The following is a 24,975-nucleotide window of genomic DNA, read 5'->3' on the forward strand; positions in this document are numbered from 1 at the left end:
CGCCCCTGTCCCCAAGCGCTGGCTTGGTGCAAAGCGCCGCGCATGCAAACGTACGCGCCCCAAACCGCCCCGCATGCCCGTGGCATGACCTCGATCGGCATCTACGGCAGCGCAGGACGCATGGGTCGCGCGATCGTCGACGCGATCGAAGCCGCCGGTGCGACGCTCGCTGGTGGCGTCGACGCACGTGAGGATCCCAACGCGCTCGCACAGACCGCCGACGTGCTGGTCGATTTCTCGACCGCGTCCGCCGTCGAAGCACACCTCGCCGCCGCGCGCGCGGCTGGTACCGCTATCGTCATCGGTACGACCGGCCTTTCGCCGCAGCATCAGTCGATGATCGACGCGGCCGCGAACGATATTGCCGTGCTGCAGACCGGCAACACCTCGCTCGGCGTGACGCTGCTCGGCATCCTGGTGCGCGAAGCCGCCGCGCGCCTCGGCTCGGACTGGGACGTCGAGATCGTCGAGATGCACCACAAGCACAAGGTCGATGCCCCCTCCGGCACCGCCCTGCTGCTCGGCGAAGCGGCAGCCAAGGGGCGCGGCACCACGCTTGCCGAACTCCGCGTCGACAGCCGCGCCGGGCTCGTCGGTGCACGAACCGAGGGGACCATCGGCTTCGCGTCGCTTCGTGGCGGCTCGGTGATCGGCGATCACAGCGTGATCTTCGCGGGCGAAGGCGAGCGGATCGAACTCAACCACCGCGGCGACGATCGCTCGATCTTCGCGCGCGGCGCCGTACGCGCGGCGATCTGGCTCGCTGGCCAACCCGCCGGGCGCTACCGGATGGGCGACGTGCTCGGACTGTGAAGAAGGCGGACGTCGTCGAATTCTACGCGCGTCTGGCGGAGGCCGATCCGCATCCCGAGACCGAGCTGGAATTCGTCAATCCCTACACGCTCGTCGTGGCTGTGGCGCTCTCCGCGCAGGCGACCGACGTCGGCGTCAACAAGGCGACGCGCGCGGTGTTCCGCGACGTCGACACGCCCGAGAAGATGATCGCGCTGGGCATCGACGAACTCAAGCGCCACATCAAGACGATCGGCCTGTTCAACACCAAGGCAAAGAACGTCATCGCGTTGTCGCAGATGCTGATCGACGATTTCGGCGGCGAAGTACCGGCGGACCGCGAGTCGCTCGAACGCCTGCCGGGCGTGGGCCGCAAGACCGCCAACGTCGTGATGAACGTCGCGTTCGGCGCGGAGACGTTCGCCGTCGACACGCACATCTTCCGCGTCGGCAACCGCACGGGCCTCGCACGGGGCAAGACTCCCTTGGCGGTCGAGCTGAAACTCGACAAGGCGACCCCACAGCCGTTCCGCCTCCACGCGCATCACTGGCTGATCCTGCACGGCCGCTATGTCTGCAAGGCACGTACGCCCGAATGCTGGCGGTGCATCGTCGCAGATCTCTGCGCGTTCAAACCCAAGACGCCGCCGCCCAAGGTCAGGAATGCCATACCGACGAAGTGACGCGCGGGCATCAAAACGGCTGGCGCCCCGCCCCCAGCTTTGCTAGGCGCTCCCATCTGGCACCCGTAGCTCAGCTGGATAGAGCGCTGCCCTCCGAAGGCAGAGGCCACTGGTTCGAATCCAGTCGGGTGCACCAAACTTCATTTATTATCCCCTGATTTCAATGCCTTAGCGGCATCTTTGGCTAACCTTTCAGCGAGGTTAGCCAAAAGCTTTATTGCGGCGGTGTCTGAAAGTGTGCGCTGGTCCGCCGCTGCGGTGTATCGCGCGACCTCGCTATCGGTCGTGTGACCGGTCCACGCCTTGATCTCTTGATTCGAGCAACCTGCTTCGGCGAAGCGACGCGCAGCGGCTTTGCGCAGGCCGTGTGCCGAACAATTCGGCAGGCCGGCTTCGTCACACCACTGCCGGAATTTGTTGCCGAACCCCTTCACGGAGAACTGCTTGCCGAACTCCGTCACGACGAAGATCGCGCCGATTGTTGGGGTCGCCAGGATCGATTCGGCCAGGCCGTGCATGATCGGTAGCGAGACGAAGACCTTCGTCTTTTCCTGCGTGAGTTCGAGCCGAGTGTCTCGGATGCTGGCGGGGCCCATCTTTCGAGCATCGCCACCGCGCTGGCCGGTCCAGATCATCAAATCGAAGGCCAGCCGCGCGACCGTACCGATGACGTGACGCCGCTCGTAGGCCGCGATTTCTTCCTCGGTCCAGCTGTGGAACCCGCCGCCGCTGACCTTAAAAGGGCGCGTGACGATGACCGGGTTGGTGCCAGCCATGCCGATTCGCATGGCGAACTTCATCAGCGCGGAGAGCCGCTTGCGCAGCATGTTCGCGGACGTCCGATGCGGCAGCAACTCGGCGAGCATCGCCTCGACGTGCCGCGGTTGCAGTTCTCGCACCATAATCTCGCCGTAGCGCCGCCCCTTGCGGGTCCGTGCGCGCCAGCGTTCCAGCGTCCCGCGATAGACGACGCGGGTATCCCTGCTCGCCCGCTAGCGGGTGACGACATCGTGTTTCATCGGCGCGAGCTTGGCGAGCAACGCGTTCTGCGCGCGGAACGCGACGTGCTCGCGGGTCATCGCAGCCTGGAGGTTTTCGACGAGCGCGTTCATGTCCTTTGCCTGGATCCCCAGATCCTTGTGCGCGGTCGCCATGTCGCGGCCCGAATAGCTGCAGCCGCCGGCCAGCAGATAACAGAACTGCTCTTTCAGCGTACGGCGCAGGCGGACCATGTCCTGCCCCTTGAAGATGTCACCGATGCGCGGGTCCGCCTGGCTCGTCGTGACGAGGTCGTCGACGACGCGGTCTATCCCCGCGCGACCGTGGAACGCCTCCAGCAGGGCCGTGTCCCTGGCGGGGCGGGCACCGGCATGGGTATCGCGCATGATATAGGGTGCGACCGGGTCTTCCCCGGCCAGCGCGGGCGCGACTTGCAGCAGCGCGACCAGCAACGAAAGCATCGTCATCTCCTCAAAATGCCGCCTGGAGCGACAGGAATCCGCCGCGTTGGCGATCCGCGGTGGCGATCGAACCCAGGTCGACATACGCCGCGGTCGCGGTCAGGTTCTTGCCGATCCCATAGGCGACATAGGCGGTTGCCCAATCGTCCTCCCTTGCGAAACGGAGATTGTCAGGCTTGGAGCGATATTCGCCGCCGACCAACAATCGCCGCGAGACTTGATACCCGAGCGTCGCTTCGCACTGGAGCGTGCGAGCCTTGCCGGCATCGCCGCCGAAGCCAAGCAGGCCGTTCTGGTTGGCCTTGGTATAGCGGGCGGTCGCGCCGACCAGGATGCTCTGGCGCAGCAACAGTTTGGTTGCGGCTATGTAGAAATCGGTACCGCTGGCGTGTCGCGCACCGACCGCGGCGGCGATCGGCGCATCGAGGTTGTGCTTGTACTGCATCCCGACCGCGATCTGCGGCAAATAAGGGCTGCCATAAACCGCATCGCCCGCCAGCCGCATTTTTGCACCGAACACGTCCTGATCGAGCGTGGTGCCGCGACCGATGCCGAGCCTGCCGCCAACCGCGCGTGTATCAAGCGACTGGCGTGCATAGCTCAGCTCGAGGCGATCCTCGAGGCCGACCGCTGCACCGTAGCTTGCGAAGCGGAAGTCCGGGAGGACGATGCCGGAGACGTGCAGCGATCCGCCGACGCCGTCTGTGGTTTCGTTGCCGGCAATCAGCGCCCAGGTCGAGATGCCCCCGCCCGAGCTCCCCTCGATCGTCGTGACGCCGTTGGTCAGCATCAGCTTGCCCCCCGCACGCCCGTCCTGCGCGAATGCGGGCGACAACGCGAGTGCGCCTAGCAGGGGAATCAAGGCAGTCGATCGGCGTATCGGAGGTCTACACAATGTCGGGTCGATGACCGGTTTCGGGGGATGCTCGCGGCCAGGCCGGAAACATCGAATTTGAACGTTTAATGGACCCAAAATGGTTTTTCGTGGGTAAACAACGTCTTCACGAGTTCGAAAGCGCGCAGCGTTAACCTCGCTGGTATGGTGTACCGCGTCTTTCCGCTCGTTCTTGCTCTCCTCGGCCTCGGCCTGCCCTCGACCGGGTCTGCGGCGACCGTTTCGATCGATATCCGCGCGATCGACGGTAGACCGCTGGCCGGTGCGGTCGTCACGATCGAAACGCCCAAGGCGCCCGCGGCAACGGTGCGCGGACCCTATAATGTGGAACAGCGCGACATCGCGTTCCAGCCGCACGTCCTGATCGTACCGGTCGGCGCGACGGTCGGCTTTCCGAACCGCGACAAGGTACGGCACCATGTCTATTCCTTCTCGAAGGCGAAGAAGTTCGACCTGAAGCTCTATGGTCGCGAAGATGCGCGGACTGTGGTTTTCGACAAACCCGGCATCGTGCCGCTCGGCTGCAACATCCACGATGCGATGAACGGTTTCGTCTACGTCACCGCGACGCCCTTTGCGGCGCTGACCGACGGCGCGGGGCATGTCACGATCGACGGCGTGCCGGTGGGGCGCGCGACGGTGCGTGTCTGGCACCCCTCGATCCGTGCGCCGGGCAGCACCGCGTCGCAGCCCGTGACCGTCGGATCCTCCGGGCTGACGACGATCTTCGCGCTGCACCGATGATGGATCTGACGAAGATCCGGGCAGCGCGCCCGCGGTTCAAGCGCCTCCGAACGAAGCTGTCGGTGCTGTACGCTGGCCTGTTCGTGGTCGCACTGGTGCTTCTGGCGTTCGTGGCTCAGGTGATGATCGGCAATCACGCGCGCGACTCCGTCCGGGCCGAGCTCACCACCAGCGGCAGCGTATACGACCGGCTCTGGGCGTTGCGCGCGCAATCCCTGTCGAGTTCGGCCGACGTGCTCGCGCGCGATTTCGGATTTCGTGCGGCGGTGGCGAGCGGCGATCGGCCGACGATCGCCTCCGCGCTCGCCAACCTGGCGACCCGGGCGTCGGTATCGGCAGCCTATGTGGTCGACAATGACGGGCAGGTCACGGGCCCCTCCGGCGCACTTGAATCGGCGCTGGCACCGTTTCCGTTCGCGGTTCCCGAGGGGCGCAACGACGCGGTCGTCGCGGTTGGCGGCGACGTCTACCGGCTGGTACTGTCGCCGGTCTTGGCGCCGACCCGGATCGGCTGGGTGGTCTTTGCGGTGCGGCTCGACGCGGCGGAGATGCGTGCGCTCGAACGCCTGTCGTCGATCCCGTTGATCGCAACCATGATGCAGCGCGATGCCACGGGGCATTGGCAGGCGACCGATCGATCGATCCGGAGCTCGCGCGCGATCGATGCGCTGGTCGAGCGATCGCAGTCCGGACGCGCGCTGGCGACGCTCGATCTCGCCGCCGGGCGGGCGTTCGCCCTCGCCAAGCCGCTGGCCGGTACGGGGCGCAAGCCACAGGCCGCGATCCTCATCCGCTATCCGCTCGATGCCGCGCTCGCGCCCTATCTGCCGTTGCAGGGCGGCATCGCGCTCGCAGGGCTTGTCGGGTTGCTGCTCGTACTGTTCGGCAGCAGCCGGCTCGCGCGCAGCATCGCCAAGCCGATCGCCGCGCTCGACACCGCCGCCAAGGCCCTCGAACAGGGCAGCCGCGTGCCGGCGATCGTCGAAGGTACCGACGAGATCGGACGGCTTGCCGCCAGCTTCAACCGGATGGCGGCGGGTATCGTCGACCGCGAGAACCGGATCAGCCATCTCGCGTTCCACGATCCGCTGACCAGCCTGCCCAACCGCATCTATTTCCGCGAGGCCCTCGACCAGGCGATCTCGCAGGTCGGCCGGCATGGGCTGGCGCACGGCGGCGGGACGGTCGCGGTGCTGTGTCTCGATCTCGATCGGTTCAAGGGAATCAACGATACGCTCGGTCATCCGATCGGCGACGCGTTGCTCGCCGCGGTCGGCCGGCGGCTGGCGGACGTGGCCCCCGACGGGCTCGTCGCACGGCTCGGCGGCGACGAATATGCGATTATCCTGTCGGGTCCGTGCGAACCCGATCGGCCTCGTGCGCTGGCGCAGGCGTTGCTCGACGCACTGCGCGACCCCGTCGAGGCCGAAGACCATCTGATCGCGACCGGTATCAGCATCGGCATCGCGATCGGTCCGGCCGACGGCGACACCGCGGACGAACTGCTCAAGAACGCCGATCTTGCGCTGTACCGCGCCAAAGAAGACGGGCGCGGCGTGTTCCGGTTCTTCGAACCCGCGCTCGACGCCGCCGCGCGCGAGCGTCACCAAGTCGAACTCGATCTGCGCGACGCGATTCGGGATGGACAGTTCGTGCTCAACTACCAGCCGGTATTCGATCTGAAGGCGAACCGGATCGGCGGGTTCGAGGCGTTGCTGCGCTGGCATCATCCGACCCGCGGCCTGGTGCCGCCGCTCGCGTTCATCCCGATCGCCGAGGAAACCGGGCTGATCGTGGCGATCGGCGCCTGGGTGCTGCACGAGGCATGTCGCGAGGCCGTGCACTGGCCCGACCACGTCCGTGTCGCGGTCAACGTTTCGCCGCTGCAGTTCCGCAACGCGGGGTTCCAGGCCATCGTGTTGCAAGCGCTCGCCAACAGTGGCCTGTCGCCCGACCGGCTCGAGATCGAGATCACCGAATCGATATTCCTCGAGGGCGAGGCGCCGGTCGTCGCGTTGCTCCACCGGCTGCGCGAAATGGGCATCCGCGTTGCGCTCGACGACTTCGGCACGGGCTATTCGTCACTGAGCTATCTGCGCAGCTTCCCGTTCGACAAGATCAAGATCGACCGCTCGTTCGTCACCGGCGTAGCATGCGATCCGAGCGCGGCGGCGATCGTCCGCGCGATCGTCGATCTTGCCACCGCACTTCACATGGAAACCACAGCCGAAGGCGTAGAGGACATCGACCAGCTCGAACGGCTGCGCGACGAAGGCTGCGGCAATATCCAGGGCTATCTGTTCAGCAGACCCGTCGAGAGTCGGCACATCGCCGGATTGCTGGGCCGGGTGATGCTCAAGGCAGCCTGACGATGCGGCGATCGCGGTCGATGGCCTGCTACCGGCTTACCAACCCATACTACCCGGCACGCCCTTGAACGGACCGGCGAGGTCGGACGTGATCCACCCGCCATAAAACCCGCCAGGCTGCGGTCGCACGCGCTCGCCATCGACCGAGCAGCGATCGAACGGCCCCGCATAGAAGGCGACGTGATCGCGCAGGATGGCGAAGGCCGGCGTGGGATCGGGATAGCTCCACGCGACGTCGGTGAAGGTGCGTCCGCCGATCTCGACGTTCCAGTATCGCGCCTCGCCCTTCCATTCGCAGAACGAGCGACGCGTCGATCGACGGAGCAGTCCCTGCGTGATCGCATCCGGCGGGACGTACCAGCTTGGCGGATGGCTGGTCTCGATCGTGCGTACCGCCGCGGAGGTATCGACAACGACGATACCGGCATGCTCGATGACGATGCGGCGCTGGCTTGGCTCGGCAATCGCCGGCCGGGGATAGTGCCAGACGCTCTCCTGTCCGGGCGCGACCGGATCCGGCTTCAGCCTCATGCCTTCGCCTCGTGTTTGCCCAACCAGCGTTGCAGGCGCGGACGCACCTTCAGAAAGCGCAGATACGCGCGCTCCAGCAGGTCGAGTACGGGGCGATACCGCGCGAGCAGACCGATCGGCCGAAGCACGGGAATCGCGCGCCACATCGCGGCAAACGCAGCGGCTCCGGACAGAAAACGCCCGTCCTCCATCGCATGGAAGCGCGCCAGCAACGCGGCGCGATCGATCGGGCAATCGTCCGCACCGGTCGCATCGATAAAATCGATCCTGCCGCGCCGGTCCAGCCGTCTCATGATCGCGATCTCGCGGCGACAGAGCGGGCAATTGCCGTCGTGCCAGACGGTGACGCGCGTCACTTCCCTTGGTCCGGATTGTCGCGCCAGATGCGTTCGGCGAGCAAGGTCGCAAAGCCGAGCCACGCAACGAACGGCAGGCCGACCGCCGCGGCCGGCTTGTCCACCTTGGCGGCGGTCGCGACATAGGCTGCGCTGGAGGCGACCATGGCGCCCGATACGACCGCGCTCGTCCCGAGGCGCCTTTCGCGGAAAAACAATTGCGTCCAGCCGCCGACCATGGCGGTGTTCAGCAGCCAGAGCCCGACCGCTGCATTGCGCGTCGTGCCCGATGGCTGCCGCAACAACCGATAGCCGCCGACCGCAAGGCCGGTTTCCAGCACCGGCCAGACCGCCCCGAATGCCGCATCGGGCGGCGTGAAGCCCGGTTTGTCGAGCCGGCGATACCAACGACGGATCCCGGGATGCGACGGATCGGGCGCGTTGCGCCGTCCGACGATCGCGCTCGCGCCCAGCACGACACCGACCGCACCAAGCGCCAACAGCGGCGACAGCCCACCTGGCGATGGCACAGCGCTGGAGGGCTGCGCACGGCTTGCCGCAATGCCGGCTGGCACATCCGCCGTCGCGTCGACATAGCGAGACAGGTCTGGCGCCTTCGACCGACCACCGAACAGCTTGCCCGCCGTCCTGCGAACGGCCGGCCGGCTCGCCATGCCCAACACACCGTGCAGCAGACGAATACCCAGCCGGCTATGCGGATTCATCAGTCGTGGCGCGATCTTGGGGACGCCCTGCGCATCGTCCACCATCGGACGCATCGCCTGTTCGTAGGCGGCGAAGGCGGTGGCGACATCCTCGCTCCGTGCCATCTCGGCCGCGAGCACATAGGCGCCAGTGATCGCCAGCGTCGTTCCGATGCCCGCGATCGGCGTCGCGCACCACGCGGCATCGCCGATCAAAACGACCCTGCCCTTCGACCACCGCGTCATCCGCACCTGCCGCAACACATCGAAGTAAAAGTCGTCGGTCGCGTCCATGCCATCGAGCACGCGCGCGGACTGCCAGCCGGCGTCGGTGAAGCGTTCGCGAAGCCAAGCCTTCTGGCGCGCCGTGCTCCAATCCTGCTCGTCACCAGGTGGCTGCTGCACCGACAGCATCGCACGCGTAGTACCATGACGGTCGGGACGCAGCGACACGCTGCGTCCCTCGGTCGCGTTGTACCAGCGCCACAGCCGATCGTCGCCGGACGCCCGCGGGATCGTGCAATAGGCGATCGTGAGATCCATCCAGCGCGGCGCGTTCTCGTTCGGAAAGACAAGCCCGCGCGTGGCCGAACCGACGCCTTCGGCGACGATGACCGCGTCGTACCGCTCCGTGCTGCCGCTGGCGAAGGTCACGACCGCCGCCTCATCGGTCTGCTCGATCGCGGTCACGCTGTCGCCGAAACGATACGCCGCGTGTTCCGCCGCAGGTTCGTAGAGCAGCCGCGCAAGATCGCCGCGCAGGATCTCAATCTCAGCGGTCGGCCCATCCGCCTCCATCTCCGCCGTCAGGAACTGCGCCACGATCCTGCCATCGCCGTCCACCCAGGCGGTGCCCTCTTCACCGGTGCCCGCGTCGAGTGCCGTCTGCTCCAGCGCCATCCGTCGCAGCACCTCGCGACCCGATCCGCGTACGTCGATGTTCTGACCACCATCGCGAAACCCGGACGCGCGTTCGACCACCGTCACGTCGAAACCGGCGCGACCCAGCCACCACGCCGCGGTATTTCCGGCAACGCTCGCACCGGTGATCAGAATTTGGCGGGACATGAAACGCTCTCCTCTGCACCGCACAACGGCCGAGGCCGCGTTAAGGTCGCCGCGCATCCGACCCGGCACGCAAATTCGGTTCGAGCCGGTCCTGTCCGGGCGAGCATCGCTGCAATGGACGGCGCCGGAAGTAGTTTTGTCGGTCCCAACGTTCTGACATTTCTACCTGTACGACTGGATATTTCTGATCACGCGCAATGCCCCGTGTTGGCATAACGAATGCCGCTTGATCACATGGGAGCTATCGCCGTGACGGACGAAGCCGAGACGATTTTTACGGGCTATAGCGACGACGACCGGACCTATTTTCGGGGACGGGCGGCATGGCACGAACAGCGTGCCGAGATCGCCAGCGACAGCTCTACACGGATGCTGCATCGCCGGTTCGCCAAGATGTACGCAACCAGATCGCTGTCCCAAACTAGTACATAAGACCCAGGCGCTTTACACAAAACTACCAGGAACCAAGTGGTTACCTCACGCTTTATGCGTCCGGTCCGATTGCAACGTCGCTTCGGCCGGTAGGCGGGGTATCATCCTTGAAACGCATTCTCGCAAACGGTGGGGCGATAGCCCTGCTGACGATTACCGTCGGTTGCGCCGCTCCGGCGACCCGGATCTCGACCGGCCTTCAGCGCTATGGCCTGGATGAAAGCCGTGCCGATTGCGTCGGCGGCCGGCTTCAGGCGAACCTGTCGCTGGGCCAGTTACAGCGCCTCGGCAAGGCCGCCGCGGCGTATCGGCAGGGCGATACCACGCCGGGCGTATTGACCGCATCCGACCTCGTCCGCGTCGCGGCGCAGCTCAAGGATCCTGCGATCGCACTTGAGGTCGGCAAGGCCGCCGCCGGGTGCGGCGTGCTGCCGTGACGATCCGAGCTTTTCCTCATTCGAACAGGACAGACCAATGAACAAAGACGAATTCCAGGGCGGCGCCCGCTATGTCGGTGGCAAGGTCGAGAAGGCCGTCGGCGACACCGTGAACAGCCGCGACTGGCAGGTCGACGGCGTGGTCGATCAGGTCGCTGGCGGCGCCCAGAACCTGTACGGGCGCGCGAAGTCGGCAATCGAAGACGTCGTCGACGGTGCACCCGAACTCGCCGACAAGATCGGCAGCGATGCACGCGACGCCGCCGAGCGGGCAGCCGAGGCGGCAAAGCGCGGCGCACGTTCCGCCCAGGCATCGGCGCAGGACGCCCCCGTCCTCTGGGCGCTGGGTGCGGCGGCGATCGGCTATGGCATCGCCTGGTTCGTCCACGGCCAGCGCAGCTGATCCGGGACGACTGAGATCGTGGCATTGGCTCCGGCCCTCAAGTCGCTTCGCGACTCCGCCGATTTGCGCCACCTGCGCCAGATCATCGCGGGGCTCGACGAAGGCGTCATACTGGTCGACCCCGACCAGAGTATCCTGTGGGCCAATGATGCGGCGCTCGGGATGCACGGGGTCGCATCCGTCGAGGAACTCGGGACCGATGTCGACGAGTATCGCCAGCGTTTCCAGCTGCGCTATCGCAACAACCACAAGCTGACCGATGCGGACTATCCCATCGAGCGCGTGGTGTCCGGCGAGGCGTTTTCGGAAGTCGTGGTCGAGGTCGCCGTGGCGGGCGAGGAGGAACCGCGCTGGGTTCATCAGGTGCGCAGCCTCGTCCTGACCAACGACGCGGACGAACCGGAATGCCTGGTCATGGTGATCCAGGACGTCTCGGCGCGGTTCGAGGCGGAGGATCGTTTCGAACAGTCGTTCAACGCGAACCCCGCACCGGCCGTGATCTGTCGCCTGTGCGATCTTCGCTTCGTGAAGGTCAATCAGGGCTTCATCGACATGACCGGGCATGATCGCGAGACGATCCTGTCGCGGACGGTGTACGATATCGACGTGCTGGAACGCGCCGAACAGCGCGATCTGGCCAAGGGGCGACTGGCAGAAGGACGCACGATTCCGCAGATGGAAGCCGAGCTCGGTCTGCCGGATGGCAGTACCAAGCTCGTCATCGTCGCCGGTCAGCCGATCGACATCGGCGATCAATCCTGCATGCTGTTCACCTTCGCCGATCTCGAACCGCGCCGCAAAGCCGAGACTGCGCTGCGGCATAGCGAAGAACGGTTCATGCGAACCTTCTCCCTTGCGCCGGTCGCGCTGGCGATCGGCGCGCTGGACGGCCACCGCCTGTGCGACGTGAACGAGGCCTTCACCGGGCTGACCGGATATTCCTCCGAGATCGTCGGTCGTCCGCTCGGCGATGTCGAGCTGTGGGAGACCCCTGCCCTTCGCCAGGCGATAGAAGCGGATATCGAGGCGGGCCAGCCGATCCGCGACCGCGAGGTCCGGATCCGGTCGAAAGAGGGCCACGTCCTCGACTGCATCGTGTCGGCCGAACCGATCCGGTTGGGCGACGAGGCCTGTGTCCTGTGGGCGATGCGCGACATCAGCGTCCGCAAGGCGTCCGAGCGCGAACTCGTCAACGCGATCGAAGCGGTGATGAAGGACACGAGCTGGCTCAGCCGGTCGATCATGGAAAAGCTCGCGCGCATCCGCACGCCGGATGCCGAACCGGCGGGCGTCGGTCTCGACGAGCTGACGCAGCGCGAGCGCGAAGTCCTCGCGCTGATCTGTCGCGGGCTCGACGACAAGTCGATCGCGCGGACGCTGGACGTGACCGGCAACACGGTGCGCAACCACGTCGCCCGGATCTACGCCAAGATCGGCGTCAATCGCCGCAACGCCGCCGCTGCCTGGGCACGCGCCCGCGGGTTCGACGGCGACTCCATGCCGATACCGCAGCGCGGCGGCCCAACTTTGAAGGACGCAGCAGCATGACGAGCAAGTCGGACGAGGCGCGGACCCGTCGGGCCAAGGGCTCCGTCCAGGAGGCCATCGGCAAGATCATCGGGGACACCGCTGTCGAAAAGCAGGGCCTCAGCGAAAGCAAGGCCGGCGCCCGACAGGCGAAGACCGAACACCCGATCGATCCGCCGATCGATAGCGATGGCAAGGACTGACCCGGTCCGCCGACAGCGTTTCAGAAATTCCCTTACGAATAAACAGGAGTGATTATGGCTACCCATCTGACGCCCGGCGTCCTGCCGGTCGATGACGTTCGCTATGCGAAGACCCCGACGCGCGTATCCTGGGGCGCGATCTTTGCAGGCGTCGTGCTTGCGATCGCGGTCCAGCTCGTGCTGGGCATCCTCGGCACCGGCATCGGCCTCAGCCTCGTCGATCCCGTCGAAGGCACGACCCCCGGCGCGGCCGGCTTCGGCATTGGTGCCGGGATCTACTGGATCATCACCACGGTGATCGCACTCGGTGCAGGCGGTTATGCCGCAGCGCGCGTGGCCGGCGTGCAGGACCGGTTCGACGGTCTGGTCCACGGTCTGGTCGTCTGGGGTGTCACGCTGATCCTCACGCTGTACCTGCTGACATCGGCCGTCGGCGGAATCATCGGCGGCGCCTTCCGCACCGTCGGTTCGGTCGCGACCGCAGCCGGTAGCGGCATTGGTGCAGCAGCACCCAAGGTTGCCGACGTCGCCAACGTCGACGTGACCGACGTACGCGACGAGGCTTCGGCCTATCTGTCGACCGCACCGTCGGATCCCGCCCAGATGACGCCGGAACAGGCCCAGAAGGAAATCGCCCAGGAACTGCCGGCACTTGCCCGTGGTGGCCAGGACGGCGTCCGCGCGGAGAGCCGTATCGTCGACATCGTCGCCGCCCAGCGCAAGATCAGCCGTCCGGAAGCCCAGGCTCAGGTGACGCGTGCCAAGGCGCAGTTCGTGAAGACCAAGAACGAGACGATCGCAACCGCGAAGTCCGCGACAGACACCGCCGCCGGTGCAGCTGCCGGGACGTCGTTCATGGTCGTGATCGCCCTGCTGATCGGCGCTGCCGCCGCTGGCTTCGGCGCCACCGCGGCTGCTCGTCGTCGGGTCTGATATCGACCGGTTCCGATAACGACCGGTTTCGATACCGAAAGGAGGGCGCTACCCGGTCAACGGGTTGGCGCCCTTCATCGTTTTGCACGAGCGTTCGCTAGCCGATCCGGGCCATTCAGACGGGCGACCGCATACCTAGAAAAGCCCGTAGCCCCGGCCAGCCCGGCTTCGCGGCAGCAGCCGTTACGCTTGCGTGCGGTTGCCTGAAGATAGGATGTTCGGTCTGTGGAAGTGACACGCCTGCTGCCGGCATCTAAACATTTCACAGCAAATGAGCGGGAGCCAGCATGCCAACTTTTCGTCAGCTGGAATATCTCGTGGCGATCGCCGACGCCCAGAATTTCCGCCGCGCTGCCGCAGCCGTGCATGTTTCCCAACCAACATTGAGCCAACAGCTTCGCGTGCTCGAAACGGAACTCGGCATCACGTTAGTCGAGCGTCAGCTGGCCGGAGCGCAGTTGACGCCGATCGGGCGGGATATCGCAGACCGTGCTCGCAAGCTTCTGGTAGAACGACAGGATATCTGTGATCTCGCGTCGTCCTCCCGCGATAGCGCCGTCGGGACGATCCGGTTCGGGGTGACGCCGACGCTTGGGCCGTATCTCTTACCTGGCGTCATTGCCGACCTGACGCGCGATCATCCCGGATTGCGGCTCTATATTCGAGAAGGCATTCCTGACGAACAAACGCTCGAGCTTGCACGCGGCAAGCTCGACATGATCCTGGGTCCGCTACCGATTCACGGTGACGCACTCTCGATCGAACCACTGTTCCGCGAAGATCTGGTGCTCGTTGCATCGCCGCTCCACCGATTAGCGCAGCGCAGCCAGGTGACGGCGGAGGATCTACGTGGCGCCGAAGTGCTGAGCCTCGATCCGCGGCATCACCTCCACCGACAGGGCACGATCCTGTGCGAGCGATACGGCATGGTCCTGTTACGCGACTATGAAGGCACCAGCCTCGACAGTCTTCGGCAGATGGCAGCGACGGGTCTGGGACTTGCGATCCTACCGAAGCTTTACATGTGTTCTGAAGTGGGTGGTGACGCAGGAATCCGAATTCTGCGACCCGATGGCTGGAACGGTCACCGGATGATCGCAGCCAGCTGGCGTGAGAACGCGGCAAACGGCGCGCTGTATGCGATGATCGCCGCCCGCGTGTCCGACAGCGCGACGCGGATCATGGACGCTTGTCGCTAACATTACATCGATAGCGTCAGCCTATCGAAAAGCGCCTTAACTATCGATTGGCGCGAAGATACCGAAACGGCCATTTCAATCCTGCGAGCAACGCCCCGATCAGGTGGCATCCTCGCGAATGGAAGGAGAGACTTCGTGGCCGTATCACGCAAGCGTTTGAAGGATCAGCGAGGTCCTCCGCCGCAGTTCGCGACAATAATGAGGCTGTCCGCCCTGATGGTCACCTGTCTCGGGGCAACACCCGCGCTGGCGCAGAGCGATGTCCAGGCATGGGGCGGCTTCCTCGCAAGCGGAACCGTCCGGGGGCAGCTCGGGGTGTGGGCCGAAGGGCAGATCCGGGTCATCGATGACATCGGGCACCTCGGGCAACGCAACCTGCGGCTCGGGCTTGGCTGGGAGCCATCGCCCGACCTCTCGATCTACGGAGGCTATGCGGTCTTTCGCAACACGCCGGTCGAGGATCGTGCGTCATCGACCGAGCATCGCACCTGGCAGCAGCTGCTCGTCACGCTGCATTCGTCCCCGAAGCTGCGGCTGATTGGACGGACGCGGACCGAACAGCGGTGGCGCGAGAATGCGAGCGGAACGTCGTGGCGGGCACGCCAGATGCTGCGCGGTGTGATGCCGCTGGGCAAGCCCGGCGCGCCGTCCGCCATCGTGACCAGCGAAGTCTTCTTCGAACTTGCCGACACGCGCTGGGGTGTCCGCTCCGGGCTCGATCAGGTCCGCACCTTTGCCGGTGTCGGTATTCCTCTGAAGCCCGGACTGTCGACCGAGATCGGCTATCTCAACCAGACGCTGGTCGGCCGCGACCGGCCCGGTCCCAACCATATCGCGCAGATCACCCTGGTTGCCCGATTCTGAAGTTCCCTCACCTGAAAGGACGATCCATGACCATTTCCCGACGTGACATTCTGACCACCGGCACGCTCGCATCGATTGCAGCCGCAACGACGGCGACCTCTGCCGGCGCGGCTGATCCGATCGTATCGGCCACTCCCCAGCTTACCCCCGACGCGGCGTTACGACGGCTGAAGGACGGCAATGCAGGGTTCGTCGCGGATCGGCCGGTCAAGTCCGACCTGTCGCGCGCGCGGCGTCTCGCACTCGCCGAGGGTCAGCAGCCGTTCGCGACGCTCGTCGGCTGCTCGGACTCGCGGGTCGGCCCCGAACAGCTGTTCGGTGCGGGCCTCGGCGAATTGTTCATCGTCCGCACCGCCGGCAACAATGTCGATACCGCGGGCATGGGCTCGATCGAATATTCGGTCACGGCGCTCGGCGTTCCGCTGGTCGTGGTGCTGGGGCACGAGAAATGCGGGGCCGTCGCGGCCGCGGTGGACGTCGTGAACAAGGATGTCCGGCTGCCGGGCAGCATCGGGCGCATGATCGAGCCGATCATTCCCTCGGTTCTGGTCGCACGGCGCGCCGGCGCAACGAACGAGACCCTGCTGAACCGTACGATCGACGAGAATGTCCGCCGCATGGTCGATCGATTGCAGAACTATTCGGAGCCGATGCTGCTCGAACCACAGCGCCAAGGGAAGCTGAAGGTCGTCGGAGCGGTCTACAGCCTGGCGACTGGTGCGGTGCGCTGGCTCTAGGACGGATCGTCCGGGTCACGACATTTCCGAACTCACCCCGTCATGCCGGAACGAGGCTCTCCTGAGTGGAGCCGAAGCGCCCGGCATGACGGGGCCGCGCCCCCCAGACAGGACGAATTAGGATGCGTCTCACGACCGGTGGCGCGAGAGCATGGGGCATGCACCGCCCGCGCACCACGACCCGCCAGCTCAGCTACTTCGTCGCGCTTGCCGAGACCGGGAGCTTCACCCGCGCCGCCGAGCGCATGGGGATATCGCAGCCGTCGCTGTCGCAGCAGATCCGCGGCCTCGAGCTGGTGATCGGCGCGCCGCTGTTTGAGCGCGGCGGTCCGGCGCTCCTCACCCCGCTCGGGCGCGAGGCGCTGGAGCGGGCAAGGCGCATCCTTCTCGACGTGACGGACCTGGAGGAGATGCGGGCGGCGTCGGCGGATGCGCTCGTCGGGACGATCCGGCTTGGCGTGTCGCCGACGCTGGGCGCGTACCTGCTGCCAAGCCTGGTTGCGCGACTGCACCGCGAACATCCGACGTTGCGCGTGCACATCCGCGAAGGGCTGCCGTCGACGCTGACGAGCGGACTCGTCGCAGGGGATCACGACCTGATCCTGCTTCAGCTGCCCGTCGCGGGGCGGGCGTTGCATACCGAACGCCTGTTTCGCGAGGCGCTCTGGCTGGCGATGGCGACCGATCATCCCTTGTCCGCCAAGTCCGCCATCGAACCGGCAGATCTTCGCGGCCAGAACCTGCTGACGCTGGTTCCCGAGTACCGGCTGGCGGAACAGGTCGCCGAAATCGCTGCCGACGTCGGCGGCATCATGCTGAACGATTACGAAGGAACCAGCCTCGATGCCATCCGCCAGATGGCGGGCATGGGGATGGGGCTGGCGTTGCTGCCCGAACTCTATGTCCGGCAGGAGGTGCGTGACGGCGACGACGTGATCGTCCGACCGATCAAGGGCGGACGCTATTACCGCGAGATCGGGCTGTTGTGGCGCGTCGGGGCGGGCCGCTCACCCGCCTATCGGCTGATCGCGGACATGCTGCGAGCCGTGGGGCCATAGGATAATCCTATCGACAGTATAGCCTGCGCAATATTGTACCAATAGCCCCGATCGCCGACCCTATGCGCCTCTGCAACGACGCTGGATGATGCAAGTGGCACACGAACGGATCGGCTGGCGCGAGGCAAGCGAATGGCTCGGGCAGATCGTCGGACCGGACATGCCGTATCTGCGGCTTGCCGCGGTCTACGGCGTAGCGATCAGCCTCCTGTCGCTGGCGACCCCGATCTCGGTCCAGCTGCTGATCAACAACGTCGCCAACACGGCGCTGCCGGCGCCGCTCTGGACGTTGGCGGGGTTGCTGCTGCTGTTGCTGCTGTTCGTCGCCGGCCTCAGCGCGATGCGATTCTGGATCATGGCGTTGTTCGAGCGGCACGCGTTCGCACGCGTCGTATCAGAGGTGACGACGCGTGCGATCCACGCCCAGAACCCGTTCTTCGCCGACCAGAACCGTGGCGACCTGTTCAACCGCTATTTCGATCTCGTCGTGGTGCAGAAGGCCGTGCCGAGCCTGATCATCGGCGGGTTCACGATCCTGCTGCAATCCGTCGTCGGGCTCGTCGTCACCAGTTTCTACCATCCGTTCTTCCTCGCGTTCAACGCGCTGCTGGTGGTGCTGGTGCTGGCGATCTGGCTGCTCTGGTCCCGTGGGTCGATCCGATCCGCGGTCGCGCTCAGCCACGCCAAGCATGATGCCGCACGCTGGCTGGAGAGCCTTGGTGCGTCGAACGGCTTCTACAAATCCAGCCGCCATCTTGATTTCGCGATGGATCGTTCGGACGCCGTCACCGCGACCTATGTCGAGCGGCACCGTCGCTACTTCCGCTACAGTTTCGCGCAGACGGTCGCATTCCTGCTGCTCTACGCCTTTGCCAGTGCGGCACTGCTCGCGCTCGGCGGAAGCCTGATCCTGCGCGGCGAACTGTCGATCGGCCAACTGGTCGCGGCCGAACTGATCCTGAGCGGCGTGTTCTACGGCGTGTCGCAGCTCGGCTGGTATCTCGACACGCTGTACGATCTGGTAGCCAGTGCCGAGGAGCTGTCGCTGCTGTTCGCGATCCCGCAGGAGCCCGCGGTAGCCAAGGCTGGCGAGGCGCCCGTCGATGGCGCCGTGCAGCTCGCCGAGGTCGAGATCGAGCATGCCTGCTTCGACTTCGCGCTGGCGGCGGGCGAGCAGCTCGTCACCTTGTCCGATGGTAGTGCCGAGCGGTTGCTGGCGATGGTGCTGAAGCGCCACCTCGTTCCCGAGCGCGGTCTGGTCACCGTCGGCGGTGCCGACATGGCGACGTTCGACACCTATCGGCTGCGGTCCGAGATCATGGTGCTCGATCGTCCGACCATCGTCGAAGTCACGATCCGCGAATATCTGACGCTGGCAAACGACACTTCTGTGCCCGGCGCGGTGCTCGACGCGCTCACCATGGTCGGCCTGCGCAACGCCATCGCGCGGCTGCCGCTCGGGCTCGATACGCCACTGGCGGCATCGGGCTTTCCGCTGTCGATCGCGGAGGTCATCGCGTTGAAGCTGGCAAAGGCGCTGCTCGTGCGCCCACGCGTGCTGATGCTGTCCGAACTGTTCGATCTCGTGCCCACCGACCGGCTCGTCAATGTGCTGCGCCAGTTGAAGGCGGCGCAGACCACGACGCTGCTCTGCACCGGCAGGCCCGAGGACATCAGCCTCGATGGCTGGTTCCAGCTCGATCCCCGTCGACAGCGGCGGTTCGACACGCGCGAGGCGCTGATCGCGGCCACGCGGAAGGAGGCGACCGATGCCGTACACGCCTGATCGTTCCGCACATTTCCCCACGCTGGGTAGGATGCGGCCACCCCGGGTGGCGAGGACGCTGGCCTGGATGCTCACGATCGGCGTCGCGACCGCGGGAGCGATCATGGCGCTGGTCCCCTGGGTGCAGACCGCGAGTGGGACCGGCCAGGTCGTCGCGCTCGATCCCGACGATCGGCAGCAGCAGGTCACCGCGTTCGTGCCGGGCCGCGTCGAGCGCTGGTATGTCCATGACGGCCAGCACGTCGCCAAGGGCGATCCGATCGCGCGCGTCGTCGATCTCGATCCCGACCTGCTGTCCCGCCTCGGTGCCGAGCGCGCGCAGGTCCAGGCGGAGATCGCCGCGATCCAGCAGAGCCGCGCGGTCGCCGGGATCGACGTATCGCGGACGGCGCAGTTGTTCGCCGAAGGGTTGGCCGCGCGGCGCGACTATGAGCAGACGCAGATCAAGGTCGCCGATGCGGGCGCCAAGCTCGCCGAGGCGCGCGCCAAGCTCAACCGGATCGACATCCAGCTCAATCGCCAGTCCGTGCAGATGGTCCGCGCACCACGCGAGGGGCGTGTCCAGCAGCTCAACGCCGCAACCGGAGGCGCGATGGTGTCGCCCGGTACGGTGCTGGCGGTGATCGCACCCGAGCGCATCGAGCGCGCGGTCGAGCTGTTCGTCGACGGACGCGACGTGCCGCTGCTTCGGACCGGACGACCGGTGCGGCTCGAATTCGAAGGCTGGCCCGCGATCCAGTTCAGCGGCTGGCCATCGGTGGCGCAAGGCATGTTCGACGGCCGCGTCCGCACGATCGATCCCAATGCCGCGGTCGACGGGCTGTTCCGCATCCTGGTCGAACCGCAACCGGGCAAGCCGGCTTGGCCCGCACGTGAGTTCGCACGTCCCGGCGGCAAGGTCCGCGGCTGGGTGCAGGGCGAGACGGTCCTGGTCGGTTACGAACTCTGGCGCCAGCTCAACGACTTCCCGCTGGAGTTCGGTCGCCGTCCCACCGCGCCGACGAAGGACGATGCGAAGGCTGCTGCCTCGAAGGCCGGCGACGAGCAGGGAGCGAAGAAATGATCCGGCTCCTCCTGTGCTCGGTCATCGCCTTGTGCCCCGTGGCGGCGAGCGCTCAGACACTGTCCAGCACGCAGGTCGCGTCTCCCGGCGTGGTTACGCCACTGACGCTCGACGAGGTGCTGCGATCGTCCGCCCGCTCCGCGCCGCAGATCGTCGAGGCGCTGGCCCGCGTCCGCCAGGCGGAGGGCCGATCGCTGTCCGCCGAGGGTGCGTTCGACACCGTGTTCGATGTCGACGGCAAGTCGCGCGTGGCCGGTTACTATGACGGCACCGTCGTCGAAGGTCGCGCAACGCGGCCGCTGACCGGCAATGGCGGGTATCTCTACGGCAACTACCGCGCATCGCGGGGCACGTTCCCCGTCTACGAGGACCAGGCCTATACCAACCGCGCCGGCGAGGCGAAGGTCGGCGCGCTGTTCGCGCTGCTGCGCGACCGGGTCGTCGACGAACGCCGTACGCGCCGTACCCTTGCCGGCGCCGATATCGACGTCGCCCGGTTCGAGGGCGAGATGGTCGCGATCGGCGTGCAGCGGCGCGCGGTCGACGCCTATCAGGGCTGGGTCGCAGCCGGATTGCGACTGCGCGCCTACCGCGAATTGCTGGACCTCGCGGAACGTCGCCGCGGCGCCATCGGCCGCCTGGTCACGCTCGGCGCCCGACCCGAAATATTGCTCACCGAAAACGACCAGAATTTCGTCCGGCGACGCGCCCTCGTCGTTCGCGCCGAGCAGGATATCGCGAGCGCGGCCAACGCGTTGTCGCTATATCTGCGCGACGACAACGGCGCACCGCTACTCGTATCGGCCGAGCGACTGCCGCCGGACACGACGCCGCTGGCAGGTCTGGCGGCGGCGTCCCCGATCAAGGCCCCCGTTGCGCGCCCGGACTATCGCGCGATCCTGACCCGGATCGACCAGTCGACCGCAAAGCTGATGCTGGCCGAGAACGATCTTTCGCCGCGGCTCGATCTGCGCGGCGACGTCGGCAAGGACCTCGGTGCCGTCGGTCTCGGCGGCCCGAGCCGTACGCCGCTCGAAGCCACGGTCGGGTTCCGCTTCAGCGTGCCCTTGCAGAACCGCGCCGCCAAGGGTCGTGTCGCGGAAGCGCGGGCCGAGATCGACGCGCTCGGCCAACGCAGTCGCTTCCTGCGCGATCAGATCGCCGTCGAGGTCGACGGGATCGTCATCGCGGTCGATGCCACCGAACGGCTGGCGGCCATCGCGGACGAGGAGCGCCGCCTCGCCGATCGCCTTGCGGCCGCCGAACGACGTCGCTTCGAGCTGGGCTCAGGCGATTTCTTCCTCGTCAACCAGCGCGAGGAAACTGCGACCGACGCCCGCGTGCGACTGATCGATGCACAGGCCCGGATCGCCTCCGCTCGCGCAGAACTCGCCGCAGCCACCGCCGATCGTGCAGCGTTGCGACTGGAAAATTGATCCGCCAGTCCACACGGCGGCAGTCGTCGTTCGTGGTCGGCGGCCAGCGAAACTCCGACCGGATAACGTTCCTGCTCGACGTCGTCCGGATCGGCAAACATCACGGCGGCGGCTAGCTCGACAGCGCGCCGCCGGTACCTTAGGCCGTTCCAGCTGCTGACGAAGGCACGTGCATGATACTCTACGATCACCCGCTTTCCTCGTACGCGCAAAAAGTGAAGATCGCTTTGCGCGAGAAGGGCGTCGCGTTCGAGCGGTTGCTACCTGACGATTTCGGTACCGGAAGGCGCGATACCCCCTTCGCCGCCGCCAATCCGCGCGGAGAAGTGCCGGTCCTGATCGACGGTAACGACGCGATCTTCGATTCCACAATAATCCTCGAATACATCGAGGAGCGTTGGCCCGAGCCACCTCTGTTGCCGGTCGGTGCGCTTGCGCGGGCCGCCGCGAGGACGACCGAGGAGGTTTGCGACACGCAATATGAGGCCGTGAACTGGGGCTTCGGCGAACTTCTCTGGTTCCGGCGTGCCGAGGGCGATCTCGCCGGACGCCTCAAGGCCGCTGCCGCCCGTGACACGGCAACGCTTCAGACTTGGCTCGCCGAACGCCTCGGCGACGCCGACTGGTTCGGCGGCGAGCGGTTTGGGTGGGCCGACGCCGCAGCCGCACCAATGGTCAACCGCTCCGCCTATTACGGCATGGGCCCTGCCTCCGACACGTCGCTCGCGCGTTGGCTAGCCCGGATCCGCGAGCGTTCGTCGGTTGCTGCGACGTTCTCGGAGTTCGACGAGGCGGCGTCCGCGATGGCTGGCGCTGCGGACCATTATCGGACCGGCGGGCGACGACGCGAATACCGCGATCACCGGCTCGAGTGGATGGTTCGCTCGGGCGGCATCGACGTGGTGCGCGCTGGACTGCGCGACGACACGATCCGCTTTTCCTGGCCGGGTTGACGCTGCGGGCCATGCTGCTCGATTGCGCCCCCTCGAAATTGGCGTGACACAATTCGAGGGCCCGTTCAGTTCGTGGCCAAGCCGAGAAGACCCGATACACGAACCCCCTCTTATTGAGATTGACTTGCATTAGTTACTGGTACGCGCCAAGAGCCTGCAAAAGGTTCCTTGGGGGAAATAAATGTCTGCCTTACTCGCCGTTCTACTGACCGCGGCCGATCCCACCGCGGGGTCCGTTACCATGCCCGATCCCGCGCTCCAGACGGGTCAGTCCAATGACGAGATCGTCGTCACCGGCGCGCGTACCGAGGGCAGCAGCGACTACACCATCCCCGGCCAGACCACCGCGACGCGGCTCAACCTGACGTTGCGCGAGACGCCACAGTCGGTCAGCGTCGTCACGCGCGCGCAGATCGAGGATTTCCAGCTCAACGACGTCAACACGCTGCTCGCCACGGTTCCCGGCGTGAACGTGCAGGCCGGCGAGACCGACCGAGTGTATTTCTCCGCGCGCGGCTTCGACATCCAGACGTTCCAGGTCGACGGCATCGGCGTGCCGTTCGCGTTCGGAATCCAGACCGGATCGATCGACACCGCCTTCTACGACCATATCGAGGTCGTCCGCGGCGCGCCCGGCTTGCTCTCGTCGACCGGCAACCCGTCCGCCGTGGTCAACTTCATCCGCAAGCGTCCGACCAAGGACCTTCAGGTACGCGCGAGCGGGCAATACGGCTCGTTCGACCAGTATCGCGGCGAAGCCGACGTCAGCGTGCCGATCACCAAGGACGGCAGCGTCCGCGCCCGCGCAGTCGGTGCGTATCAGGACGGCGACAGCCATCTCGACCGCTACGGCCTGCGCCGCTGGGTCGGCTACGGTATCGTCGAGGCTGATCTCGGCGCCAACACCACGGTCAGCGCAGGGTACGGCCATCAGGATCACAAGAGCCGCGGCGCGATGTGGGGCGCGATACCGCTCACTTACAGCGACGGCACGCCGTTGAACTTCTCGCGCTCGTCGAACGTCGCGCCCGACTGGTCGAGCTGGAACGTCATCGACCGCCAGATCTTCGGCGACATCACGCACCGCTTCGGCAATGGCTGGATCGCGCGCGCCAGCGCCATCCGCCGTGCCACCGATGAAAAGAACACGCTGTTCTACGTGTATGGCAACCCGCTGCGGAACGACGCCGACGGGATCGGCATCGACCCGGCGACCGGGCTTCAGACCGGAATCCAGAGCTACCCCGGCAAGTTCCGCGCGACCACGCGCAACCTGACGATGGAAGCCTACATCGCGGGCCCGGTAACGTTCCTCGGCCGCGAGCACGAGATCAACATCGGCGTGAACCGCAGCGCGCAGGAATACATCCAGCAGTCGAGCTACGACAACAGCACGATCGGGACCTACCTGCCCTACCCCGACCTGTTCGCGGGCAATTTCCCGCTGCCCAACTTCCCAACCGAATTCTCGAGCGATCCGATCTCGAGCCAGAACACGCACACGACGCGCGAGACCGCCTATGGCCTGATTCGGTTCAACCCTGGCGACGCGGTGAAGGTGATGTTCGGCGGCAACGTGACGCATGCCAAGAGCACGGGATTTTCCTACGGCACCAACACCGATTTCGACGCGACGCGCTTCCTGCCGTTTGCCGGCGCGACAGTCGATATCACGCGCAACCTGAGCCTCTACGGCAGCTACGCGACGATCTTCAATCCGCAGAACCAGCTACTCGACCTCAACAGGCGCATCATCGATCCGATCGAGGGCGAAAACCTCGAACTGGGGATCAAGGGCGACTGGTTCGCCGGCCGGTTGAACGCGACGGTCGCGGTGTTCAAGACGCGGCAGGACAATACCGCCGAAGCCGCCGGCATCGTCGTCGAGAACAACGTCACCCGCACCTATTATGTCGGGATCGATGCGCAGTCGGAAGGCATCGAGCTCGACGTCGGCGGCCAGATCGCGCCGGGTCTGCAGATGACCGGCGGGTACACCGTGATGCGGATCGAGGACCCCGAGGGCAATCCGGTCCGCCGCTACGTCGCGCGCAACACTGGCCGGCTCAACCTCAGCTATACGCTGCCGATGCTGCCCGCGCTCAAGGTGGGCGCGTCCGCGCAGTACCAGAGCCGCATCATCTCACCATCCGGGCTGGGCCGGCAGGGCAATTACGCGTTGCTCGACCTGCTGGCGGCGTACAGCATCACCCCGAACATCTCGGCCGCGGTGAACGTGCGCAACGTCACCAACACCAAGTACCTGACGGCGACCAACTTCGACGGCGGCTATTACGGCGCACCGCGCTCGGTGATGGGTACGATCAGCGTGCGATACTGAGCGACGCACGAATGTGCGGTGG

Annotated in this window: 25 protein-coding genes and 1 tRNA gene; 20 read left to right on the top strand and 6 right to left on the bottom strand. The window is 66.0% G+C overall.

From position 1 onward, the window contains the following. Window positions 1-84: 84 nt before the first annotated feature. From dapB to C8J45_RS15870, 3 genes are all read left to right on the top strand, one after another. Complete coding sequence (gene dapB, locus C8J45_RS15860; RefSeq protein WP_107964091.1) at window positions 85-813, top strand: 4-hydroxy-tetrahydrodipicolinate reductase; 729 nt, start codon at window positions 85-87, stop codon at window positions 811-813. Further along, on the top strand, window positions 810-1,475 hold the full coding sequence (gene nth, locus C8J45_RS15865; RefSeq protein ID WP_107964092.1) for an endonuclease III: 666 nt from the start codon (window positions 810-812) through the stop codon (window positions 1,473-1,475). Before dapB ends, nth begins: the two co-directional genes overlap by 4 nt. A 59-nt stretch (window positions 1,476-1,534) precedes the next feature. Further along, window positions 1,535-1,611 (top strand) — tRNA-Arg (locus C8J45_RS15870). A gap of 4 nt (window positions 1,612-1,615) precedes the next feature. Here C8J45_RS15870 and xerC read toward each other — a convergent pair. From xerC to C8J45_RS15885, 3 genes are all read right to left on the bottom strand, one after another. Continuing rightward, window positions 1,616-2,377 (bottom strand): tyrosine recombinase XerC, encoded by a 762-nt coding sequence (xerC, locus tag C8J45_RS15875; protein WP_107964093.1) that lies wholly within the window; start codon window positions 2,375-2,377, stop codon window positions 1,616-1,618. 90 nt (window positions 2,378-2,467) lie between these two features. Continuing rightward, entirely contained in the window at window positions 2,468-2,941 is a 474-nt protein-coding gene (locus C8J45_RS15880) for a group 1 truncated hemoglobin (protein ID WP_107964094.1), read from the bottom strand. Window positions 2,942-2,945: 4 nt separating this feature from the next. Beyond that, a complete protein-coding gene (locus tag C8J45_RS15885) occupies window positions 2,946-3,797 on the bottom strand; it encodes a DUF3034 family protein (RefSeq protein WP_308811359.1) in 852 nt (283 codons plus the stop codon). Between the two features lie 177 nt (window positions 3,798-3,974). Here C8J45_RS15885 and C8J45_RS15890 point away from each other — a divergent pair, with 177 nt between their 5' ends. Together C8J45_RS15890 and C8J45_RS15895 are read left to right on the top strand one after the other, a co-directional pair. Then, window positions 3,975-4,574 carry a methylamine utilization protein gene (locus C8J45_RS15890; RefSeq protein WP_258191494.1) on the top strand — a complete coding sequence of 200 codons (600 nt, stop codon included), beginning with the start codon at window positions 3,975-3,977 and terminating at the stop codon, window positions 4,572-4,574. Next, window positions 4,574-6,943: an EAL domain-containing protein gene (locus tag C8J45_RS15895; protein WP_258191495.1), complete on the top strand. Its 2,370-nt coding sequence runs from the start codon at window positions 4,574-4,576 to the stop codon at window positions 6,941-6,943. Before C8J45_RS15890 ends, C8J45_RS15895 begins: the two co-directional genes overlap by 1 nt. Window positions 6,944-6,979: 36 nt before the next feature. Here C8J45_RS15895 and C8J45_RS15900 read toward each other — a convergent pair whose 3' ends face one another. Genes C8J45_RS15900 through C8J45_RS15910 form a run of 3 tightly spaced genes read right to left on the bottom strand, consistent with a single transcriptional unit; the run spans window position 6,980 to window position 9,581 of the window. Then, window positions 6,980-7,474 carry a DUF427 domain-containing protein gene (locus C8J45_RS15900; protein ID WP_107964096.1) on the bottom strand — a complete coding sequence of 165 codons (495 nt, stop codon included), beginning with the start codon at window positions 7,472-7,474 and terminating at the stop codon, window positions 6,980-6,982. Then, window positions 7,471-7,830 carry a thiol-disulfide oxidoreductase DCC family protein gene (locus tag C8J45_RS15905; protein WP_107964097.1) on the bottom strand — a complete coding sequence of 120 codons (360 nt, stop codon included), beginning with the start codon at window positions 7,828-7,830 and terminating at the stop codon, window positions 7,471-7,473. Before C8J45_RS15905 ends, C8J45_RS15900 begins: the two co-directional genes overlap by 4 nt. Beyond that, window positions 7,827-9,581, bottom strand: coding sequence for a tryptophan-rich sensory protein (locus C8J45_RS15910; protein ID WP_107964098.1), 1,755 nt, complete (start codon window positions 9,579-9,581; stop codon window positions 7,827-7,829). Before C8J45_RS15910 ends, C8J45_RS15905 begins: the two co-directional genes overlap by 4 nt. Before the next feature lie 249 nt (window positions 9,582-9,830). Between C8J45_RS15910 and C8J45_RS15915 the strand changes: the two genes are divergently transcribed. From C8J45_RS15915 to C8J45_RS15985, 15 genes are all read left to right on the top strand, one after another. After that, the gene (locus tag C8J45_RS15915; RefSeq protein ID WP_146168637.1) at window positions 9,831-10,013 is read left to right on the top strand and encodes a hypothetical protein; all 183 of its coding nucleotides are present in this window, start codon (window positions 9,831-9,833) and stop codon (window positions 10,011-10,013) included. 107 nt (window positions 10,014-10,120) lie between these two features. Then, window positions 10,121-10,450: a hypothetical protein gene (locus C8J45_RS15920; RefSeq protein ID WP_107964100.1), complete on the top strand. Its 330-nt coding sequence runs from the start codon at window positions 10,121-10,123 to the stop codon at window positions 10,448-10,450. Window positions 10,451-10,487: 37 nt separating this feature from the next. Further along, window positions 10,488-10,853, top strand: coding sequence for a CsbD family protein (locus C8J45_RS15925; protein WP_107964101.1), 366 nt, complete (start codon window positions 10,488-10,490; stop codon window positions 10,851-10,853). 18 nt (window positions 10,854-10,871) lie between these two features. After that, a complete protein-coding gene (locus tag C8J45_RS15930; protein WP_107964102.1) occupies window positions 10,872-12,401 on the top strand; it encodes a PAS domain S-box protein in 1,530 nt (509 codons plus the stop codon). Then, window positions 12,398-12,583, top strand: coding sequence for a hypothetical protein (locus tag C8J45_RS15935; RefSeq protein ID WP_107964103.1), 186 nt, complete (start codon window positions 12,398-12,400; stop codon window positions 12,581-12,583). The genes C8J45_RS15930 and C8J45_RS15935 overlap by 4 nt, the downstream gene beginning before the upstream one ends. 54 nt (window positions 12,584-12,637) lie before the next feature. Then, window positions 12,638-13,516 (top strand): hypothetical protein, encoded by an 879-nt coding sequence (locus tag C8J45_RS15940; RefSeq protein WP_107964104.1) that lies wholly within the window; start codon window positions 12,638-12,640, stop codon window positions 13,514-13,516. Window positions 13,517-13,803: 287 nt separating this feature from the next. Next, window positions 13,804-14,715, top strand: coding sequence for a hydrogen peroxide-inducible genes activator (locus C8J45_RS15945; RefSeq protein ID WP_107964105.1), 912 nt, complete (start codon window positions 13,804-13,806; stop codon window positions 14,713-14,715). A gap of 198 nt (window positions 14,716-14,913) precedes the next feature. Beyond that, window positions 14,914-15,579, top strand: coding sequence for a DUF2490 domain-containing protein (locus C8J45_RS15950; protein ID WP_107964106.1), 666 nt, complete (start codon window positions 14,914-14,916; stop codon window positions 15,577-15,579). A gap of 26 nt (window positions 15,580-15,605) precedes the next feature. After that, window positions 15,606-16,316, top strand: a complete 711-nt coding sequence (locus C8J45_RS15955; protein WP_107964107.1) for a carbonic anhydrase — start codon at window positions 15,606-15,608, stop codon at window positions 16,314-16,316. A 122-nt stretch (window positions 16,317-16,438) separates the two neighbouring features. Continuing rightward, a complete protein-coding gene (locus C8J45_RS15960) occupies window positions 16,439-17,374 on the top strand; it encodes a hydrogen peroxide-inducible genes activator (RefSeq protein WP_258191496.1) in 936 nt (311 codons plus the stop codon). A gap of 94 nt (window positions 17,375-17,468) precedes the next feature. Continuing rightward, complete coding sequence (locus tag C8J45_RS15965; RefSeq protein ID WP_181321241.1) at window positions 17,469-19,160, top strand: ABC transporter ATP-binding protein; 1,692 nt, start codon at window positions 17,469-17,471, stop codon at window positions 19,158-19,160. After that, complete coding sequence (locus C8J45_RS15970; protein WP_107964109.1) at window positions 19,144-20,223, top strand: efflux RND transporter periplasmic adaptor subunit; 1,080 nt, start codon at window positions 19,144-19,146, stop codon at window positions 20,221-20,223. The genes C8J45_RS15965 and C8J45_RS15970 overlap by 17 nt, the downstream gene beginning before the upstream one ends. Beyond that, a complete protein-coding gene (locus C8J45_RS15975; RefSeq protein WP_107964110.1) occupies window positions 20,220-21,659 on the top strand; it encodes a TolC family protein in 1,440 nt (479 codons plus the stop codon). Before C8J45_RS15970 ends, C8J45_RS15975 begins: the two co-directional genes overlap by 4 nt. A 173-nt stretch (window positions 21,660-21,832) precedes the next feature. Beyond that, complete coding sequence (locus C8J45_RS15980) at window positions 21,833-22,612, top strand: glutathione S-transferase family protein (RefSeq protein ID WP_107964111.1); 780 nt, start codon at window positions 21,833-21,835, stop codon at window positions 22,610-22,612. 181 nt (window positions 22,613-22,793) lie between these two features. Further along, a complete protein-coding gene (locus tag C8J45_RS15985; RefSeq protein ID WP_107964112.1) occupies window positions 22,794-24,953 on the top strand; it encodes a TonB-dependent siderophore receptor in 2,160 nt (719 codons plus the stop codon). Window positions 24,954-24,975: the final 22 nt, after the last annotated feature.

The sequence above is a fragment of the Sphingomonas sp. PP-CE-3G-477 genome, from assembly GCF_003050745.1.
Classification (GTDB): Bacteria; Pseudomonadota; Alphaproteobacteria; order Sphingomonadales; family Sphingomonadaceae; genus Sphingomonas.

Excerpts from the sequence above, each read along its gene's own strand:
- C8J45_RS15895 (WP_258191495.1), top strand. The coding sequence starts at position 4,574 with ATGGATCTGACGAAGATCCGGGCAGCGCGCCCGCGGTTCAAGCGCCTC.
- C8J45_RS15935 (WP_107964103.1), top strand. The coding sequence starts at position 12,398 with ATGACGAGCAAGTCGGACGAGGCGCGGACCCGTCGGGCCAAGGGCTCC.
- C8J45_RS15880 (WP_107964094.1), bottom strand. The coding sequence starts at position 2,941 with ATGACGATGCTTTCGTTGCTGGTCGCGCTGCTGCAAGTCGCGCCCGCG.
- C8J45_RS15910 (WP_107964098.1), bottom strand. The coding sequence starts at position 9,581 with ATGTCCCGCCAAATTCTGATCACCGGTGCGAGCGTTGCCGGAAATACC.
- C8J45_RS15890 (WP_258191494.1), top strand. The coding sequence starts at position 3,975 with ATGGTGTACCGCGTCTTTCCGCTCGTTCTTGCTCTCCTCGGCCTCGGC.
- xerC (WP_107964093.1), bottom strand. The coding sequence starts at position 2,377 with ATGGTGCGAGAACTGCAACCGCGGCACGTCGAGGCGATGCTCGCCGAG.
- C8J45_RS15955 (WP_107964107.1), top strand. The coding sequence starts at position 15,606 with ATGACCATTTCCCGACGTGACATTCTGACCACCGGCACGCTCGCATCG.
- C8J45_RS15900 (WP_107964096.1), bottom strand. The coding sequence starts at position 7,474 with ATGAGGCTGAAGCCGGATCCGGTCGCGCCCGGACAGGAGAGCGTCTGG.
- C8J45_RS15945 (WP_107964105.1), top strand. The coding sequence starts at position 13,804 with ATGCCAACTTTTCGTCAGCTGGAATATCTCGTGGCGATCGCCGACGCC.
- C8J45_RS15925 (WP_107964101.1), top strand. The coding sequence starts at position 10,488 with ATGAACAAAGACGAATTCCAGGGCGGCGCCCGCTATGTCGGTGGCAAG.
- C8J45_RS15975 (WP_107964110.1), top strand. The coding sequence starts at position 20,220 with ATGATCCGGCTCCTCCTGTGCTCGGTCATCGCCTTGTGCCCCGTGGCG.
- dapB (WP_107964091.1), top strand. The coding sequence starts at position 85 with ATGACCTCGATCGGCATCTACGGCAGCGCAGGACGCATGGGTCGCGCG.
- C8J45_RS15980 (WP_107964111.1), top strand. The coding sequence starts at position 21,833 with ATGATACTCTACGATCACCCGCTTTCCTCGTACGCGCAAAAAGTGAAG.
- C8J45_RS15940 (WP_107964104.1), top strand. The coding sequence starts at position 12,638 with ATGGCTACCCATCTGACGCCCGGCGTCCTGCCGGTCGATGACGTTCGC.
- C8J45_RS15970 (WP_107964109.1), top strand. The coding sequence starts at position 19,144 with ATGCCGTACACGCCTGATCGTTCCGCACATTTCCCCACGCTGGGTAGG.
- C8J45_RS15960 (WP_258191496.1), top strand. The coding sequence starts at position 16,439 with ATGCGTCTCACGACCGGTGGCGCGAGAGCATGGGGCATGCACCGCCCG.
- C8J45_RS15950 (WP_107964106.1), top strand. The coding sequence starts at position 14,914 with ATGAGGCTGTCCGCCCTGATGGTCACCTGTCTCGGGGCAACACCCGCG.
- C8J45_RS15985 (WP_107964112.1), top strand. The coding sequence starts at position 22,794 with ATGTCTGCCTTACTCGCCGTTCTACTGACCGCGGCCGATCCCACCGCG.